Genomic DNA, 17,366 nt, shown 5'->3' with positions numbered 1-17,366 from the left:
GCAACCCGTCCGTGGAGCTGCTTTGGTGGTAACTGAAATTGCTTCCCGCGATCGCCTGCAACCGTCCCTGCTGGACCGGTTGACCGACGATGACCCGACCAATCCCAAGGAAAGCGCCGACAAACGCGTGCTGTCCCTGAGCCAATTGAAAGCCTCGGTGCTGCGTGACCTGACGTGGCTGCTCAACACCACTTCACTGCTCAACGCCGATGCCACGCTGCACACGCCTGCCGGTACGTCGGTGGTCAATTACGGGCTGCCGGCGCTGGCGGGCAACAGTGTCTCCAGTGTCGACATCAGCGCCCTGGAAGCCTTGATTCGACAAGCCATCGCCACCTTCGAGCCGCGCATCCTGCGCCACACCTTGCGGGTCAAGGCACGCGTCGGCCACGGTGAGATGAACCACAACGCCCTGAGTTTCGAGATCGAAGGCGACCTGTGGGCGCAGCCGGTGCCGTTGCGCCTGTTGCTGCAAACCGACCTGGACCTGGAGTCCGGCCATGTGCGTGTGGTCAATGCCGACCAGCGGAGACGCCCATGAACCCGCGCCTGCTGGAGCTGTACAACCAGGAACTGCACCACGTGCGCGAAAGCGCCGCCGAGTTCGCCAAGGAATACCCGAAGATCGCCAGTCGGCTGACCCTGTCCGGCATGGACTGCGCCGACCCGTACGTCGAACGCTTGCTCGAAGGCTTTGCGTATCTCACGGCCCGGGTCCAGCTCAAGCTCGACGCCGAGTACCCGACCTTCACCAACAACCTGCTGGAGATCGCCTACCCGCACTACCTGGCGCCGACCCCGTCGATGACCGTGGTGCAGTTGCAGGCCGATCCCGATGAAGGCTCCCTGGCCAGTGGTTTTCCACTGCCCCGCGACACCGTCCTGCGCGCCGCCTTGGGCCGCGAAACCCAGACCTGCTGCGAGTACCGCACCGCGCACCCGGTGACGCTGTGGCCGTTGCAGGTCGCCCAGGCCGAGTACTTCGGCAACCCGTCCGCCGTGCTCGGGCGTTTGGCTGCCAGCGAACCCAAGGCCAAGGCCGGCCTGCGCCTGACCTTGCGTACCGGCGCCGAGCTGCCGTTCAACAGCCTGGCCCTGGATAATTTGCCGCTGTACCTCAGCGGTGCCGACGAACAACCGTTCCGCCTCTACGAACAACTGCTGGGCAATGCCTGCGCGGTGTTCGCGCGCAAGCCCGGTGGTGACTGGGTTGAGCGCCTGCCGCCGGATGCCTTGCGCTCCCGGGGTTTCGACGACGCCGATGCGGCGATGCCGGTGGTGCCGCGAGCGTTCCAGGGCTATCGCTTGCTCCAAGAATACTTCGCCCTGCCCCACCGTTTTCTGTTCGTCGAATTCGCTGAACTGAGCCGCGCCGTCAAACGCTGTGACGGCCAGGAACTGGAACTGATCGTGCTGTTCGACCGTCACGATCCAAGCCTGGAAGGCAGCGTCGGCAAGGCGCAATTCGTGCCGTTCTGCACCCCGGCAATCAACCTGTTTCCCAAGCGTGTGGACCGGATTCACTTGTCCGAGCGGGTCAACGAACACCATGTGATCGCCGACCGCACGCGACCGATGGATTTCGAGATTCACTCCTTGAGCGGCATCACGGGCCACGGCACCGGACCGGAGCAGCCGTTCCTGCCGTTCTATGCAGTACGCGATCCGTCGCGCTATGGCCGTGACCAGGCTTACTACACGGTGCGTCGCGAACCCCGCGTGTTGTCCAGCGACCAGCGCCGCAACGGGCCGCGCTCCACCTATGTGGGCAGCGAAACCTTCGTCAGCCTGGTGGACACCCAGCAAGCCCCGTACCGCCATGACCTGCGCCAACTGGGCGTGACCGCACTGTGCACTAACCGCGACTTGCCGCTGTTCATGAGCGTGGGCAACGGCAAGACCGACTTCACCCTGGCCGACAGTGCGCCGGTCTTGGCCGTGCGCTGCGTCGCCGGGCCAAGCCGCCCGCGCGCCAGCCATGCCCATGACGCCAAGGCCTGGCGCCTGATCAGCCAGTTGTCGTTGAACTACCTGTCGCTGAGCGAGCAAGGCCAGGGCGCCGCCGCGCTGCGTGAACTGCTGCGCCTGTATGGCGACAGCAACGACGCCGCCCTGCAATTGCAGATCGAAGGCCTGCGGGAAGTCAGCAGCAAGGCGGTGACCCGGCGCCTGCCAATGCCCGGCCCGATCGTGTTTGGCCGCGGCCTTGAGATCACTCTGGAATTTGATGAAAACGCGTTCCGCGGCACCGGCGTGTTCCTGCTCGGTGCGGTGTTTGAACGGTTCCTGGCACGCTACGTGTCGATCAACAGTTTTACCGAGACGGTGATCCGTACCACCGAACGCGGCGAGATCATGCGATGGAAAGCCAAGCCCGGACGCCGTCCGACCCTGTGAGTACCCTGGATGCAATGCATCAGGAGCCCTGGGAATATGACTTCTTCCAGGCGCTGCGGCGTATCGAGTGCGAATCGCCGGACCTGCCACGCCTGGGGCATTCCCTGCGCCTGGCGGATGACCCGCTGCGTCTCGGGCAGCAGGCCGATTGCACCTTTGCGCCGGCCACATTGGCCTCGGTCGAACCTGGGGCTGAAGGCCAGCCGGCACGGCTGGAGCAGTTCTTCTTCGGCCTCGGCGGCCCCAACGGCCCGCTGCCGCTGCACATCACCGAGTACGTGCGTGAGCGCCAGCGCAACAACGCCGACAGCACCAGCAAGCGCTTCCTGGATGTGTTCCACCATCGCCTGCTGACCCTGTTTTATCGTGCCTGGGCCGAGGCACGGCCGACCGTCAGCCATGACCGCCCGGACGATGACTACTGGTCGGCGCGCCTCGCCGCATTGAGCGGTCGCGGCACCCCGAGCCTGCTCAACCAGGGCCTGATCCCCGACACGGCGAAGCTGCATTACAGCGGCCACCTGTCGGCACAAACCCGCTATCCGGACGGCCTGAAGGCGATTCTCGGCGAGTACTTCGGCCTGCCGGTGGAGATCGAAGAATACGTCGGCCAATGGCTGGAGCTGCCCGAACGCAGCCGCGTGAGTGTCAGCGCCAACCAACTGGGCGTGGACTTTTGCCTGGGCAGCCACGTGTGGGACCGCCAGCATAAATTCCGCATTCGCCTGGGCCCGCTGAAGCTCGATGACTACATGGGCATGCTGCCCGGCAGCCAGCCGTTCAACGAGCTGGTGGCGTGGGTCGCCGAGTACCTGGGCCACGAACTGGACTGGGACCTGAACCTGATCCTGCAACAACCGGAAGTGCCGGCCCTGCAACTCAACGGCCAGTTCCGCCTGGGCTTCAACACCTGGCTCGGCCAACCCGAGCATGACGCCAACGACCTAATCCTGGCCCGGCATTACGCCGAACACGCCAACACCTCAAGGAATCCAGAGCATGGGTGAAATCAGTCGCGCCGCACTGTTCGGCAAACTCAACAGCGTGGCCTACAAGGCCATCGAAGCCGCCACCGTGTTCTGCAAGCTGCGGGGCAACCCGTACGTGGAACTGGCCCACTGGTTTCACCAGTTGCTGCAACTGCAGGACTCTGACCTGCACCGCATCATTCGACAGTTCAATGTCGAGCCGGCGCGTCTGGCCCGCGACCTGACCGAAGCCCTGGACCGCCTGCCCCGTGGCTCGACGTCGATCACTGACTTGTCGTCCCATGTGGAAGAAGCGGTCGAGCGTGGCTGGGTCTACGGCAGCCTGATGTTTGGTGAAAGCCAGGTACGCACCGGTTACCTGGTGCTGGGAATTCTCAAGACGCCGAGCCTGCGCCACGCGCTGTTGGGCTTGTCCGGTGAGTTCGACAAGATCAAGGCCGAAGCCCTGAGCGAACGCTTTGACGAATACGTCGGCGACTCGCCCGAAAATGCACTGAGTGCCAGCGACGGTTTCAACGCCGGTGCTGTACCGGGCGAGGCCAGCGGCGCCATGGCCCCGAGCGCGATGGGCAAGCAGGAAGCCCTCAAGCGCTTCACCGTCGACCTGACCGAACAGGCCCGCAGCGGCAAGCTCGACCCGATCGTCGGGCGTGACGAAGAGATCCGCCAACTGGTGGACATCCTCATGCGTCGCCGCCAGAACAACCCGATCCTTACCGGTGAAGCCGGCGTCGGCAAGACCGCCGTGGTCGAAGGCTTCGCCCTGCGCATCGTCGCCGGCGACGTACCACCCGCGCTGAAAGATGTGGAACTGCGCAGCCTCGATGTCGGCCTGCTGCAAGCCGGCGCGAGCATGAAAGGCGAGTTCGAACAACGCCTGCGCCAGGTCATCGAAGACGTCCAGGCTTCGCCGAAACCGATCATCCTGTTTATCGACGAAGCCCACACCCTGGTAGGTGCCGGTGGCGCCGCCGGGACCGGTGACGCGGCCAACCTGCTCAAGCCTGCCCTGGCCCGTGGCACCTTGCGTACCGTGGCCGCCACCACCTGGGCCGAGTACAAGAAGCACATCGAAAAAGACCCGGCCCTGACCCGCCGTTTCCAGGTGGTGCAAGTGGCCGAGCCGTCGGAAGACAAGGCGTTGCTGATGATGCGCGGCGTGGCTTCGACCATGGAAAAACACCATCAGGTGCAGATCCTCGACGAAGCGCTGGAAGCGTCAGTGAAGCTGTCCCACCGCTACATTCCGGCGCGTCAATTGCCGGACAAATCCGTGAGCCTGCTGGACACCGCCTGCGCCCGCGTCGCCATCAGCTTGCACGCGGTGCCGGCAGAAGTCGACGACAGCCGCCGCCGTATCGAGGCACTGGAAACCGAGCTGCAAATCATCGCCCGCGAGCACGCGATCGGCATCGCCATCGGTGCGCGCCAGACCAACAGCGAAGCGCTGCTGAACGCCGAACGCGAGCGCCTGGCCACCCTGGAAGCCCGTTGGGCCGAAGAGAAAACCCTGGTGGATGAGTTGCTCGCCACCCGTGCGACGTTGCGCGAAAAATCCGGTGTCGTGGACAGCGGCGATGATCAATTGCGTGCCCAATTGGTAGACCTGCAACAACGCCTCAGCACCCTGCAAGGCGAAACCCCGCTGATCCTGCCGACCGTGGATTACCAGGCCGTGGCCTCGGTGGTCGCCGACTGGACCGGCATCCCGGTGGGCCGCATGGCCCGCAACGAACTGGAGACGGTGCTCAACCTCGACCAGCACCTGAAGAAACGCATCATCGGCCAGGACCACGCCTTGCAGATGATCGCCAAGCGCATCCAGACCTCCCGCGCCGGCCTCGACAACCCGAGCAAGCCGATTGGCGTGTTCATGCTCGCCGGCACCTCCGGCGTGGGCAAGACCGAAACCGCCCTGGCCCTGGCCGAAGCCATGTACGGCGGCGAGCAGAACGTGATCACCATCAACATGAGCGAGTTCCAGGAAGCCCACACCGTGTCCACCCTCAAGGGTGCGCCACCGGGCTACATCGGCTATGGCGAAGGTGGCGTGCTGACCGAAGCCGTGCGGCGCAAACCCTACAGCGTGGTGCTGCTGGACGAGGTGGAAAAAGCCCACCCGGACGTGCATGAAATCTTCTTCCAGGTGTTCGACAAGGGCGTGATGGAAGACGGCGAAGGCCGGGTGATCGACTTCAAGAACACCTTGATCCTGCTGACCACCAACGCCGGTACCGAGCTGATTTCCCAGGTCTGCAAAGACCCGGCGAACATCCCCGAGCCCGAGGAAATCGCCAAGGCCCTGCGCCAGCCGCTGCTGGAGATTTTCCCGCCGGCGCTGCTCGGCCGCCTGGTGACCATTCCGTACTACCCGCTGAGCGACGAGATGCTGAAAGCGATCACCCGCCTGCAACTCAACCGCATCAAGAAGCGCGTGGAGAACACCCACAAAGTCGCCTTCGATTACGACGACGACGTGGTCGACCTGATCGTGTCCCGCTGCACCGAAACCGAAAGCGGCGGGCGGATGATCGACACCATCCTCACCAACAGCCTGCTGCCGGACATGAGTCGCGAATTCCTCACCCGCATGCTCGAAGGCAAGGCGCTGGCGGGCGTGCGAATCAGCACACGGGATAACGAATTGCACTACGACTTCAACGATTGACCTGACGGAATGCGATCAAAACTGTGGGAGCGGGCTTGCTCGCGAAGACGGCGTATCAGTTGATGCATCCGGTGACTGATTCACCGCGTTCGCGAGCAAGCCCGCTCCCACAGTTGGAGCCGGTTCCTACAGTTATTACGCTATTTACGGGTTAACCGATGTTATTCAACCAAGCCTCACGCCTGGCCAAGATCACCAGCCCCCTGGGGCCGGATGTGCTGCTGCTCAATGAAATGGGTGGCGGCGAAGAGCTGGGTCGGCTGTTCAATTTCGAACTGCAGCTGACCTCGCTGGACGCCAACATCGACCTCAACCAGTTGCTGGGCAAGCCCATGAGCCTGAACCTGCAACTGGCGGACGGTGGCGAGCGGCACTTCCACGGTATCGTCGCCCGCTGCAGCCAGAACATCGACCAGGGCCAGTTCGCCAGCTATCAGGTGACTTTGCGCCCGTGGTTGTGGCTGCTGAGCCGCACCTCCGACTGCCGGATTTTCCAGAACCTGAGCATCCCGCAGATCATCAAGCAGGTGTTTCGCGACCTGGGTTTTTCCGACTTCGAAGACGCCTTGAGCCGCCCGTACCGCGAGTGGGAATACTGCGTGCAGTACCGCGAGACCAGCTTCGATTTCGTCAGCCGCCTGATGGAACAGGAAGGCATCTACTACTTCTTCCGCCACGAGCAGGACCGCCACGTGCTGGTGCTGGCCGATGCCTACGGTGCCCACGCCAGCGTGCCCGGCTACGCCTCGGTGCCTTACTACCCCAAGGACGAGCAGCAGCGCGAACGCGACCATATGCACAACTGGCACCTGGCACAGGAAGTACAACCCGGCTCCCTTGAGCTCAACGACTACGACTTCCAGCGTCCCAGCGCGAGCATCGACGTACGCTCGGCCATGCCGCGCCCGCACACCGCCGGCGACTACCCGCTGTACGACTACCCCGGCACCTACGTCAAAAGCGAAGACGGCGAACACTACGCCCGCACCCGCATCGAAGCCCTGCAAACCCTGCACGAACAAGTGGAGTTCAGCGGCAACGCCCGGGGCCTTGGTTCCGGCCACCTGTTCAGCCTCACCGGCTTCAGTCGCCGCGACCAGAACCGCGAATACCTGATCGTCGGCGCCCGCTACTACATCTCCCAGGAAAGCCTCGAAAGCGGCGGTGGCGCGCCTTCGGCGCAGTTCGAAAGCACCCTTACCTGCATCGACGCGCAACAGAGTTTCCGCCCGCTGGCCAACACCTACCGGCCCATCGTCAAAGGCCCGCAGACGGCGCTGGTGGTGGGGCCCAAAGGCGAAGAAATCTGGACCGACCAATATGGCCGGGTCAAGGTGCATTTCTATTGGGACCGCCACGACCAGTCCAACGAAAACAGCTCATGCTGGATTCGCGTATCGCAGTCCTGGGCCGGAAAAAACTGGGGCTCGATGCAGATCCCACGGATCGGCCAGGAAGTGATTGTGAGCTTCCTGGAAGGCGATCCAGACCGGCCGATCATCACCGGCCGGGTGTACAACGCCGAGCAGACCGTGCCTTACGACTTGCCGGAAAACGCCACCCAAAGCGGGATGAAAAGCCGCTCCAGCAAAGGCGGCACACCGGCCAACTTCAATGAAATCCGCATGGAGGACAAGAAGGGGTTGGAGCAGCTGTACATCCATGCCGAGCGTAATCAGGACATCGTAGTGGAGGTGGATGAAAGCCATTCGGTGGGGCATGACCGGAACAAGAGTATTGGGCATAACGAGACGGTGACGATTGGGAACAATCGAGTGCGCATCGTCAAGCATCAAGACATCCTCTCGGTGGGCCAGAGAAAGACCGACAGCATCAGCCAGAGCTACGTGATTGAAGTGGGCGAAAACCTGCGATTGGTCTGCGGTAAAAGCATCCTGGAGTTGAACGCCAGCGGGCAGATCAACCTGAGTGGCGTAAATATCAGCTTCCACGCCAGCGGCGATGCCGAATTCAATACCGGCGGCGTCCTGCACCTGAACAACGGCGGCGGCCCCGGCGCAACACCCGATGGTCAGGGCATGAAAGCCAGCATCGACGCCAATATCAAAGCCGCGTTCCCCGCGCCTAAAAGCTCCTGACGAGACCTGTTTTCCATGACGTACCGAATTAACGAATTTCAGTTCCAACTGCCGGCCGGCGAGCTGCAGGACGCTACGATCAATATCCTCAAGTTCCCCGAGCTGGGCACTTCCTTGATCATCAGCCGCAGCTTCCTCACCGATGGCGAAACCCTGCACAGCAACTTCGACGAACAGCTCAAACGCCTGGAAAAACAGGTGCAGGATTTGCGCTATCAACCGGGCGTCGGTGTCCGTCTAGGTGCAACAAAGGAAGTAGAAGGCATAGAGCTCCGCAGCCAGTTCAGCAAGGGCAGTGACAAGGTGTTCCAGTACCAACTGGCTCTGGTAATCCCGGGCACACGCAAGATGCTCGCCTTGAGTTATGTGAAGGCAGACAAGCTGGGCGATGCCGAGGCGGCGCACTGGGCGACGATCAAAAACTCATTGTCGTTCGACGCGATTTCCTGATGGGCACCATGCATGTCTGATGCTCTATGGGCCGCTCGCATGGGCGACGCGCTCTCCCACACCTCAATGATGGCCGACATCCTCGGCGGTGTGTTGGAGGTGGCGGCCAATATCGCGATCACTGCAGTAGCGACTGCTGCCGTGGTGGCTGCTACCGGTATCACCGTCGCTACCGGCGGACTCGGATGCGTCCTGCTCGGCGCAGTGGTGGGCACAGTTGTCGGCCTTCTCATGAGCAAGAGCGGGGCGGACAAAGGCCTCACCAATTTATGCGACAGCTTCAGCAACGCCCTGTTTCCGCCCACGGTACAGGCGAATATTCTCACCGGTGCCACCGATACCCTGACCAACAACCTTCCCGCCGCACGTGCCGCGGGGGCGATCAGCTCGCATGTCGCGCCAGCCGGAACCGAACTGGAAGAACCCGCACCCGAACCAGAAGCCAGTTATCTGGATATGGCCGAGAGCTTCTTCTCCCAAATGTGGCGCCCCACGGTGGCTACTCCCACACCAGGAGCCGTGCCCAAGCCTCTGGACTTGGTCACCTGCATGAAGCATCCACCGATGCCTCCGCAGTTCCTGGCCGAGGGTTCGGATAAGGTCACGATCAATGGCCAGCCTGCGGTGCGCAGTGGTGATCGTAGTACCTGCGATGCAACAGTGGTGTCGTCCGGGTTGATTTCATCGAACGTGACCATTGGCGGCGGGTCAGTGGTGGTGCGGGAAATACGCAGTGGCAAGACGCCGGGCGTGGGGTTGGCGGTCACCGCGTTACTGATGCTCAAGGGCGGCAAGGGCAAGTTCTTCAGCAAGTTGCCGTGCATGCTGATTGGCGGGGCTACTTCGATGGCCGTCAGCAGCGCGATGGACGCGATGACCAACGCTGCCATGGGCTCGTCGAATCCGGTGCATGCTGCAACGGGAGCGAAGGTGCTGGGCGGCACCGATGAACTGGATTTTGTACTGCCCGCCATCCTGCCGATTGACTGGCAACGCTTCTACAACAGCCGCGACGAACGCCCAGGCACACTGTTCGGTACAGGCTGGAGTGTGGCTTATGAAGTATGCGTCGAAATCCAACCTCATCCAGAAGGCGGTGAAGCGCTGGTCTACACCGACGAGCAGGGGCGCCCTATCGACATGGGCTCGATCCCGTTGGGGGGGGCGGTGTTCAGCCCCGGCGAAGGGCTCTCTGTGCGTCGGCACCTCAACGGGCAGTTGCTGATTGAAAGTGACGACGGCCTATATCGTTTGTTTGAGCCCACAGCCAACCCGTCGCTGCTGCGCCTGATTCAACTTGGCGACCGCAACGACAACCGCATTCATCTCGACTACGACCAGGCCGGACGCCTGGTACGCCTGCGCGATACCTTCGACTTGGTGCAGGTCGAGTTGATACGCGAACATGAGCACGTCACTCGCGTCGAACGCCTATTCCCAGATCAACGTCGCGAAGTGCTCGTCAGCTACGGCTATGACGCCAGGGCCAATCTGGCAGAGGTGCGCGATGCCTCTGGCCAGGTGCAGCGGCGCTTCACGTACGATGCCGGGCACCGAATGGTGGAGCATCAGTTACCCACCGGGTTGCGGTGCTTCTATGAATGGGCACTGATTGAAAACTCAGAGTGGCGAGTCGTCCGACACTGGACCGATGAAGGTGACTCCTACCAGTTCGACTATGACTTGAAGGCGGGCCTCACCCGTATCATCGACGGCTTACAGCGCGTCAGCACCCGACATTGGAATACTCAGCACCAGATCATTCAATACAGCGATAAGCTGGGGCAAACCTGGCTGTTCGAGTGGAATGACGAACGCCAACTTCTCAGCGCCACCGACCCGCAAGGTGGACGCTATGAATACAAGCATGATGACGCCGGCAACCTGATCGGCGAAACGGACCCGTTGGGCCGCAGCGATTCAACGTTGTGGCTTGAACACTGGGCGTTACCCCTGGTGGAGACCGACGCCGCCGGCAACAGTTGGCAGTATCGCTATGATCCTCGCGGCAATTGCGTTGCCGAAACCGACCCGCTGGGCCACATCACCCGCTATCGCTATGACGCCCACGGCCAGGTCGTGGAAATCATCGACGCCTCCGGTAAAAGCAAAAAACTGCGTTGGAATCCGTTCGGGCAATTGGTCGAACACATTGATTGCTCGGGTTATCCCACGCGTTTCAGCTACGACGAGCGCGGCTATCTGCAGGTGATCACCGACGCGCTTGGCGAGCGCACTCAATTCAGCTACGACCTCCAGGGGCGCTTACTCAGCAACCAACTGCCGGACGGTCGCATCGAGCTGTTTCAACGCGATGTCAGCGGCCAACTCGTGGGGTACACCGACCCTGCCGGACATACCACGCTCTACCAGCACAATCGACGTGGCCAGATAAGCCTGCGCACCGACGCTCATGGCCGGCAGGTGAAGTTCGGCTATGACAGCTATGGGCGCCTGCAAGCACTGACCAACGAGAACGGCGAACGTTATCTCTTTGCCTGGGACGCCGGGGATCGGCTGACTGAGCAGCAAGACCTCGATGGCAGTGCCAAAAGCTACACCTACAATCCACTGGACCATATCACCACGGTGACCGCCACTCCGGCCCCCTACGGCAACGGGCTAGGCCTGGTTCCCGAGACGCCGCCAGCGCCCATTGTCCATCAAATGGAACGTGACGCAGTAGGTCGGCTGATCGCCAAAACCACCGACGATGGGCGCACCGACTACGCCTACGACCCGCTGGACCAGCTCACCGCCGTCACCTTCACCGACCTGCTGGGCAATACCCAAGCCCTTGGTTTCGCTTACGACGCCCTCGGCCAAATGCTTGCCGAACAGAGTTCTATGGGCACCCTGCAGCACCACTACGACGAACTCGGTAATCTTATCCAGACCCAGATTCCCGACGGACGCTGGCTCAATCGCCTGTACTACGGCAGCGGTCACTTGCATCAGGTCAATCTCGACGGCCAGGTCATCAGCGACTTTGAACGCGACCGCCTGCACCGCGAAGTACTGCGCACCCAAGGCCGACTCAGCACCCGCAGTGAGTATGACCGCAGCGGCCGTCTACGCTCACGCCAACACCGCCTTACAGGCCTGCCATCGTTGATGCCAGCGACAGCGCAAAAGCAGTTCGAGTATGACCCTGCCGACAACTTGGTCGGCAAGTTCGACCAGCAATCTGCCATACAACATCGCCAACTGCTGCACTACGATGCCACTGGCCGCATCATCGCCAGCCAGGACAGCCTGCACGGCCAGCGCGAAACGTTTGCCTACGATGCCGCCGCCAACCTGCTGGATGGCCCGCAGTCAGGCGCTGGGCTGGTCGTGCATAACAAACTGCTGACCTATCAGGACAAGCGTTATCGCTATGACGCGTTCGGTCGGATGATCGAAAAACGCAGCGCAGCGCGTGGCTTGCAACGCTTCGCCTACGATGCAGAAAGCCGGCTGATTGAAGTGCGCAATGAAAACGGCAGCGTAGTCAGGATGATCTACGACCCGTTGGGCCGACGCATTGAGAAAAACGAACATGGCAACGACGGCTATCCCCTGGGGGGAACCCGGTTTACCTGGGATGGGCTGCGGTTATTGCAGGAGCATAAACACAGCCAGACCAGTCTTTACATCTATGAAGATGAAGGCAGCGAACCCTTGGCTCGCGTTGACGGCACCGGGCCGCTGCAGAAAATCCGCTACTACCACAACGACCTCAACGGACTGCCGGAGCAACTGACTGAAGCTGACGGGCATAATGTCTGGCGAGCGACATATCGTGTGTGGGGCAATACGGTTGAGGAAGTGCGCGAGCCGTACTACATCGAAGAACAGAACCTGCGCTTTCAGGGGCAGTATCTGGACCGGGAGACGGGGCTGCATTTCAATACTTTCAGGTTTTATGATCCGGACGTGGGACGGTTTACGACACCGGATCCGATTGAGTTTGACGGCGGGCTCAATTTTTATCAGTACGCCCCCAATCCAATATCCTGGATTGATCCATGGGGACTGGCCCCCGAGCTTTATTACCTGATTGCGAAAAAGGACGGCTTTTATGACGAGATGGCATGGGGCCATAAAAAGCCAATAGGCCAAGTCTATTTGAAAAAAGGTGAAGTTTGGAAAGTCGGTGAAACCGTCAATCCGAATCGGCGATATACCCAAAAGTGGCTGAAATCCAAAAATCTTGCCTACAAAAGGGTTATGGCAGCACCGACGAAGGGCAATATGCAGGTATGGGAAAGATTAAAAATCGGAAAATATTTTAAACGCCGAGGAAAACTACCCCCGGGCAACAAATGCAGGCACTGACATAAGGAATACTTTATGCGAGTCGATACGACATCGGACTCACCGAGTTGGACAAAGGTCTTTGAAATCACCGACGAGCTAAATGGCCTGAGTGAGATTCTTGAAAAAAAGTATCCCACCCTCGACTGGGAACTGGCGGTCTGCATGCGATGCCTGCCGAAGAACCTGGAACGAAAAACATTTTGCCGTTATTACGCAAAAGACAAAATGTTCGGTCTGGATATCGCCATGGACGAGGAAGATTTTGTTCCACTGAAAAAAGACATAGCTGCTCAGCGCAAATTAATAGGTGCGGCATTCATTACATTTTTTGTTGAAAGTATTAAGAAATACGAGAAAAAACTCCCCAATCTGCAACCGGTATCGGCGCTACTAATTGCGGATGTACAGCAATGGTGTATTGAGAACGAGTGGACAGCTTGAAGCTCAACGATTGAGCAAGGATTGCCCACCCACAAAAAATGGGCACCCGACCCAGTCGGCGTGCCCATTTTTTATCCCGCGCTCACACTCGCATGTGCGTAGCGCAGGCTTCTTTACTTACGGATTGACGCTGTCTTTAAGCGACTTGCCTGGCTTGAACGCAACGGTGTTGCTCGCCTTGATTTTCACCGGCTCGCCGGTTTGCGGGTTTTTGCCGGTGCGGGCGCCGCGGTGGCGCTGCAGGAAGGTGCCGAAGCCCACCAGGGTGACGCTGTCCTTGCGATGCAGCGCGCCGGTGATTTCTTCGAGTACGGCGTTGAGTACGCGGTTGGCCTGTTCTTTGGTCAGGTCTGCTTTTTCTGCAATAGCGGCTGCGAGTTCTGGTTTACGCATAAGTGAAGCCTCTTTGACGGTTTTTTGTTGTTATGTCCGTGCTGCTCTCTATCGGAGCAGCGCCCAAGGCGCCGCAGGCTCTACTCTGCGGCAGACGGGAGTGAGGATGGCATGCCATCGGGGCCTGCGCCAGTCTCACGGCGACCTTTCTACGGTCAAAATGATGCTTATTCCGACAGAACGACCAGCATTTACGCCAGCAGCGGCGGAAGTTCTTTGTTGAGGGCCAGTTTTTCCATCACGGCCGTGCCGGTCAGGGCGTAGCCCAGCAGTCGGCCGCTGGCGTCGCGGCACAAGGCCTTGATGTCGCCGCCCTGCCCTTCGACGCTCCACACGCCTTCGGTGCCCCGTGGCGGTGGCGAGACGACCAGCGGGCAGACCGGGGTTTTTACCGTGACGGGCATAGGGCCGTAGCTGACGGCCGTCGCGTTACCCGCCAGGGTCTGGGCCAGGGCGCGGGCGCAGCTCATCAGGGGCATTACGTACAGCAGGTTCAGGCCATCGACCTCGGCGCAGTCGCCCAGGGCGTAGATGTTGGCGTGGGAGGTCTTGAGGTGGCGGTCGACCATGATCCCGCGGTTGATCTGCAACCCGGCGGCGGCGGCCAGGTCGACACGCGGGCGCAGGCCGATAGCAGACACCACCAGGTCACACTGGATCACTTCGCCATCAGACAAGTGGGCTTCCAGGCCGTCAGCGGTGCGCTGCAGGCGATTGAGCACCGGGCCCAGGTGGAAACGCGCCCCCAGGCCTTCCAGACCGGCCTGCACCGCTGCGGCGGCTGCCGGGTGCAGCAGGGTCGGCATGACTTGCTCGCACGGCGCCACCAGGTCGATCTCGTAGCCGCCGAGGATCAGGTCGTTGGCGAACTCGCAGCCGATCAGCCCGGCCCCCAGCAACAGCACCCGGCGTTTTCCGGCCGCAGCGGCACGAAAGCGTGCGTAGTCTTCGAGGTCGTTGATCGGGAAAATCAGCTCGGCGGCGTCGCCCTGTACCGGCACCCGCACGGTTTCTGCGCCCCAGGCCAGGATCAGGTCGCGATAGGCCACCGCTTCCTCACCGATCCACAAGCGCTTGTGGCCCGGGTCGATGCCGCTGATGCGGGTGTGGGTACGCACTTCGGCCTTCAGTTGCTCGGCCATGGCGCCCGGTTCAGCCATGCTCAGGCCATCGGCTTCCTTGTTCTTGCCAAAGCCGGTGGAGAGCATGGGCTTGGAGTAGGAGCGCCCGTCATCTGCGGTGATCAGCAACAGCGGGGTTTCGCTATCGAGCTTGCGAAACTCCCGAGCCAGGTTGTAACCGGCCAAACCCGTGCCGACGATCACGACAGGTGCGTTCATTCCTTTCTCCTTGTAGTACGGTTCTTGAATTGCGATTTAAATCAGCAATCAGCCGATTTCGATCATTTCGAAATCCATTTTGCCCACGCCGCAGTCCGGGCACAGCCAGTCTTCGGGGACGTCCTGCCACAGGGTGCCCGGCGCGATGCCGTCATCCGGCCATCCGTCTTTCTCGTCGTAGATCAGGCCACAGACGACACATTGCCACTTCTTCATTACTTGTTTCCTCAGGTCCAGGCGCGTTGGCCGACGGTCGATAGATGCAACCTTGCCGTGCGGCTCAGGGCGTTTTGTACTGATCAGCAGGCGCAGATGCAAGCATGATCGACGCATGGGCCTGGCGCACTCCGGCAAAAGTCCAGGGCACCATGGTAAGCTCGCCGCCTCATTAACTGCCAATAATGACCCTCCGTGCCGCATTCAAACGCCCTTCCCGATGCTTGCCGATGGCTGACCCAGAGCCTTCTGAGCCCACTGCCCGCGCCGCTGACACTCAACTGGCTGTTCGATGAAGGTTCGCTGACCCGGCGCCTGACGCGCCTGTCCGACGATGGCTTCAGCGTGACGCCGTTGTTCGAAGGCTGGCAGCCACTGCGAGACGACGAATGCGCCACCCTGGACTTGCCCGCCGCCAGCATCGGCTGGGTGCGCGAGGTGTATTTGCGTGGCCATGGCCAGCCGTGGGTGTTTGCCCGCAGCGTGGCGGCCCGCAGCGCCTTGCAGGGCGACGGCTTGCACATGGACGAGTTGGGCAGCCGGTCTCTCGGGGAATTGCTGTTTTGTGACCACGCCTTCACGCGCCAGGCCATCGAGGTGTGCCGCTACCCACGGGAATGGCTGCCCCCGGCGGACCAGGCCGATCACCTGTGGGCGCGCCGCTCGCGCTTTGATCGCGGGCCGCTGAGCGTGCTGGTGGCCGAGATCTTCCTGCCCACCCTGTGGCAAGCCGTGCACGACCATCCGGAGCGTTTCTGATGTACCAGCGCCTGCTCAAATCCCTGAATCACCTGAACCCAAGGGCCTGGGACTTCATCCAGTTGACCCGCATGGACAAGCCCATCGGCATTTACCTGCTGCTGTGGCCCACGCTGTGGGCGCTGTGGATTGCCGGCAAGGGTTCGCCATCGCTGCTCAATATCCTGATCTTCGTGCTCGGCGTGGTACTCACCCGGGCCGGCGGTTGCGTCATCAATGACTGGGCCGATCGCAAGGTCGACGGCCATGTGAAGCGCACCGAACAGCGCCCGCTGGTCAGCGGCAGGATCAGCTCGAAAGAGGCCCTGGTGTTCTTCGCGGTGCTGATGGTCATCAGTTTCCTGCTGGTGCTGCTGACCAACTCCATGACGATCTGGCTGTCTCTGGGCGGCCTCGCGCTGGCGGCCAGCTACCCGTTCATGAAGCGCTACACCTATTACCCGCAGGTGGTATTGGGCGCGGCGTTCTCGTGGGGCATGCCGATGGCGTTCACCGCCGAAACGGGCAGCCTGCCCGCCGCTGCCTGGCTGCTGTACATCGCCAACCTGTTGTGGACGGTGGGTTACGACACGTACTACGCCATGACCGATCGCGACGATGACCTGAAAATCGGGGTCAAATCCACCGCGATTCTGTTCGGCGATGCCGACCGGGTGATCATCCTGACCCTGCAGGGCCTGGCATTGGTGTGCCTGTGGCTGGCGGGGATGCGTTTTGAGCTGGGCGGCTGGTTCCACCTGGGCTTGCTGGCGGCGGCCGGGTGTTTTGCCTGGGAGTTCTGGTACACCCGGGACAAGGACCGGCTCAAATGCTTCAAGGCGTTTTTGCACAACCACTGGGCCGGGTTGGCGATTTTTGTCGGGATTGTCGCGGACTACGGGTTTCGGTGAGAGGCCAGGCCCCTCACCCTTACACGGCTCACATCAAGGCTTGGCGACCTTCCAGGCCCCGTCCATTTTGCCTTCGCCGGTCATGTCACCGGCCTTCTTGTCCATGATGAAGGTGTAGAGCGGCTTGCCGCTGTAGGCCCACTGGCTTTTCTGGTCGTCACGGGTGATCACGGTCCACTTGCCCATTGGCTTGTCGGTGGATTCGGCCATCAACGGCGGCCAGTTGGTGGCGCACTTGTCGTTGCACATGGATTTGCCATCAGCGTCCTTGGCAAAGGTGTAGAGGGTCATGCCGTTGTGGTCCACCAGCATCCCGTCCTTGGTCATCGCCGGGTCTGCCGCAAACGCCAGTGTCGGCAGCGTTAACGCGGCCGTTACCAGCAGGGCTTTCCAGGAAAAAGTACTGTGAGTCATGGGAACCT

General features: G+C 61.2%; 14 protein-coding genes. 10 read left to right on the top strand and 4 right to left on the bottom strand.

Annotation, left to right across the window (positions count from 1 at the left end):
• Positions 1-25: 25 nt before the first annotated feature.
• The 8 genes from tssE (at position 26) to AC3WKX_RS00100 (ending at position 13,346) form a co-directional block, all read left to right on the top strand.
• Entirely contained in the window at positions 26-541 is a 516-nt protein-coding gene (gene tssE / locus AC3WKX_RS00135) for a type VI secretion system baseplate subunit TssE (protein WP_003213348.1), read from the top strand.
• The gene (gene tssF, locus AC3WKX_RS00130) at positions 538-2,397 is read left to right on the top strand and encodes a type VI secretion system baseplate subunit TssF (protein WP_063033828.1); all 1,860 of its coding nucleotides are present in this window, start codon (positions 538-540) and stop codon (positions 2,395-2,397) included. Before tssE ends, tssF begins: the two co-directional genes overlap by 4 nt.
• Positions 2,361-3,404, top strand: coding sequence for a type VI secretion system baseplate subunit TssG (gene tssG, locus AC3WKX_RS00125; protein WP_008439466.1), 1,044 nt, complete (start codon positions 2,361-2,363; stop codon positions 3,402-3,404). Before tssF ends, tssG begins: the two co-directional genes overlap by 37 nt.
• On the top strand, positions 3,397-6,054 hold the full coding sequence (gene tssH, locus AC3WKX_RS00120; protein WP_102604054.1) for a type VI secretion system ATPase TssH: 2,658 nt from the start codon (positions 3,397-3,399) through the stop codon (positions 6,052-6,054). The genes tssG and tssH overlap by 8 nt, the downstream gene beginning before the upstream one ends.
• Before the next feature lie 158 nt (positions 6,055-6,212).
• Positions 6,213-8,153, top strand: coding sequence for a type VI secretion system Vgr family protein (locus tag AC3WKX_RS00115; protein WP_102604053.1), 1,941 nt, complete (start codon positions 6,213-6,215; stop codon positions 8,151-8,153).
• A gap of 15 nt (positions 8,154-8,168) precedes the next feature.
• Positions 8,169-8,603: a DcrB-related protein gene (locus AC3WKX_RS00110; RefSeq protein ID WP_003213356.1), complete on the top strand. Its 435-nt coding sequence runs from the start codon at positions 8,169-8,171 to the stop codon at positions 8,601-8,603.
• 12 nt (positions 8,604-8,615) lie between these two features.
• The gene (locus AC3WKX_RS00105; RefSeq protein ID WP_102604052.1) at positions 8,616-12,923 is read left to right on the top strand and encodes an RHS repeat-associated core domain-containing protein; all 4,308 of its coding nucleotides are present in this window, start codon (positions 8,616-8,618) and stop codon (positions 12,921-12,923) included.
• Between the two features lie 15 nt (positions 12,924-12,938).
• Positions 12,939-13,346 carry an Imm44 family immunity protein gene (locus AC3WKX_RS00100; protein ID WP_102604051.1) on the top strand — a complete coding sequence of 136 codons (408 nt, stop codon included), beginning with the start codon at positions 12,939-12,941 and terminating at the stop codon, positions 13,344-13,346.
• Positions 13,347-13,463: 117 nt separating this feature from the next.
• Here the strand turns inward: AC3WKX_RS00100 and AC3WKX_RS00095 are convergent, their stop codons facing one another.
• From AC3WKX_RS00095 to AC3WKX_RS00085, 3 genes are all read right to left on the bottom strand, one after another.
• A complete protein-coding gene (locus tag AC3WKX_RS00095) occupies positions 13,464-13,739 on the bottom strand; it encodes an HU family DNA-binding protein (RefSeq protein WP_003213368.1) in 276 nt (91 codons plus the stop codon).
• A gap of 191 nt (positions 13,740-13,930) precedes the next feature.
• A complete protein-coding gene (locus AC3WKX_RS00090) occupies positions 13,931-15,079 on the bottom strand; it encodes an NAD(P)/FAD-dependent oxidoreductase (protein ID WP_087693724.1) in 1,149 nt (382 codons plus the stop codon).
• Between the two features lie 48 nt (positions 15,080-15,127).
• Positions 15,128-15,295, bottom strand: coding sequence for a rubredoxin (locus tag AC3WKX_RS00085; RefSeq protein ID WP_003213373.1), 168 nt, complete (start codon positions 15,293-15,295; stop codon positions 15,128-15,130).
• A 195-nt stretch (positions 15,296-15,490) separates the two neighbouring features.
• Between AC3WKX_RS00085 and AC3WKX_RS00080 the strand changes: the two genes are divergently transcribed.
• Both AC3WKX_RS00080 and ubiA read left to right on the top strand, forming a co-directional pair.
• A complete protein-coding gene (locus AC3WKX_RS00080) occupies positions 15,491-16,054 on the top strand; it encodes a chorismate--pyruvate lyase family protein (RefSeq protein WP_003213376.1) in 564 nt (187 codons plus the stop codon).
• Positions 16,054-16,944 carry a 4-hydroxybenzoate octaprenyltransferase gene (gene ubiA, locus AC3WKX_RS00075; RefSeq protein WP_003213378.1) on the top strand — a complete coding sequence of 297 codons (891 nt, stop codon included), beginning with the start codon at positions 16,054-16,056 and terminating at the stop codon, positions 16,942-16,944. The genes AC3WKX_RS00080 and ubiA overlap by 1 nt, the downstream gene beginning before the upstream one ends.
• A 33-nt stretch (positions 16,945-16,977) precedes the next feature.
• On the opposite strand, the gene AC3WKX_RS00070 is transcribed toward ubiA, so the two are convergent.
• Complete coding sequence (locus tag AC3WKX_RS00070) at positions 16,978-17,358, bottom strand: COG4315 family predicted lipoprotein (RefSeq protein WP_003213380.1); 381 nt, start codon at positions 17,356-17,358, stop codon at positions 16,978-16,980.
• Between the last annotated feature and the right edge of the window lie 8 nt (positions 17,359-17,366).

It is taken from the genome of Pseudomonas sp. GP01-A4 (assembly GCF_058780865.1).
Note: the sequence above shows the minus strand (reverse complement) of the source record. Positions and strands in the feature narration are given on the sequence as shown.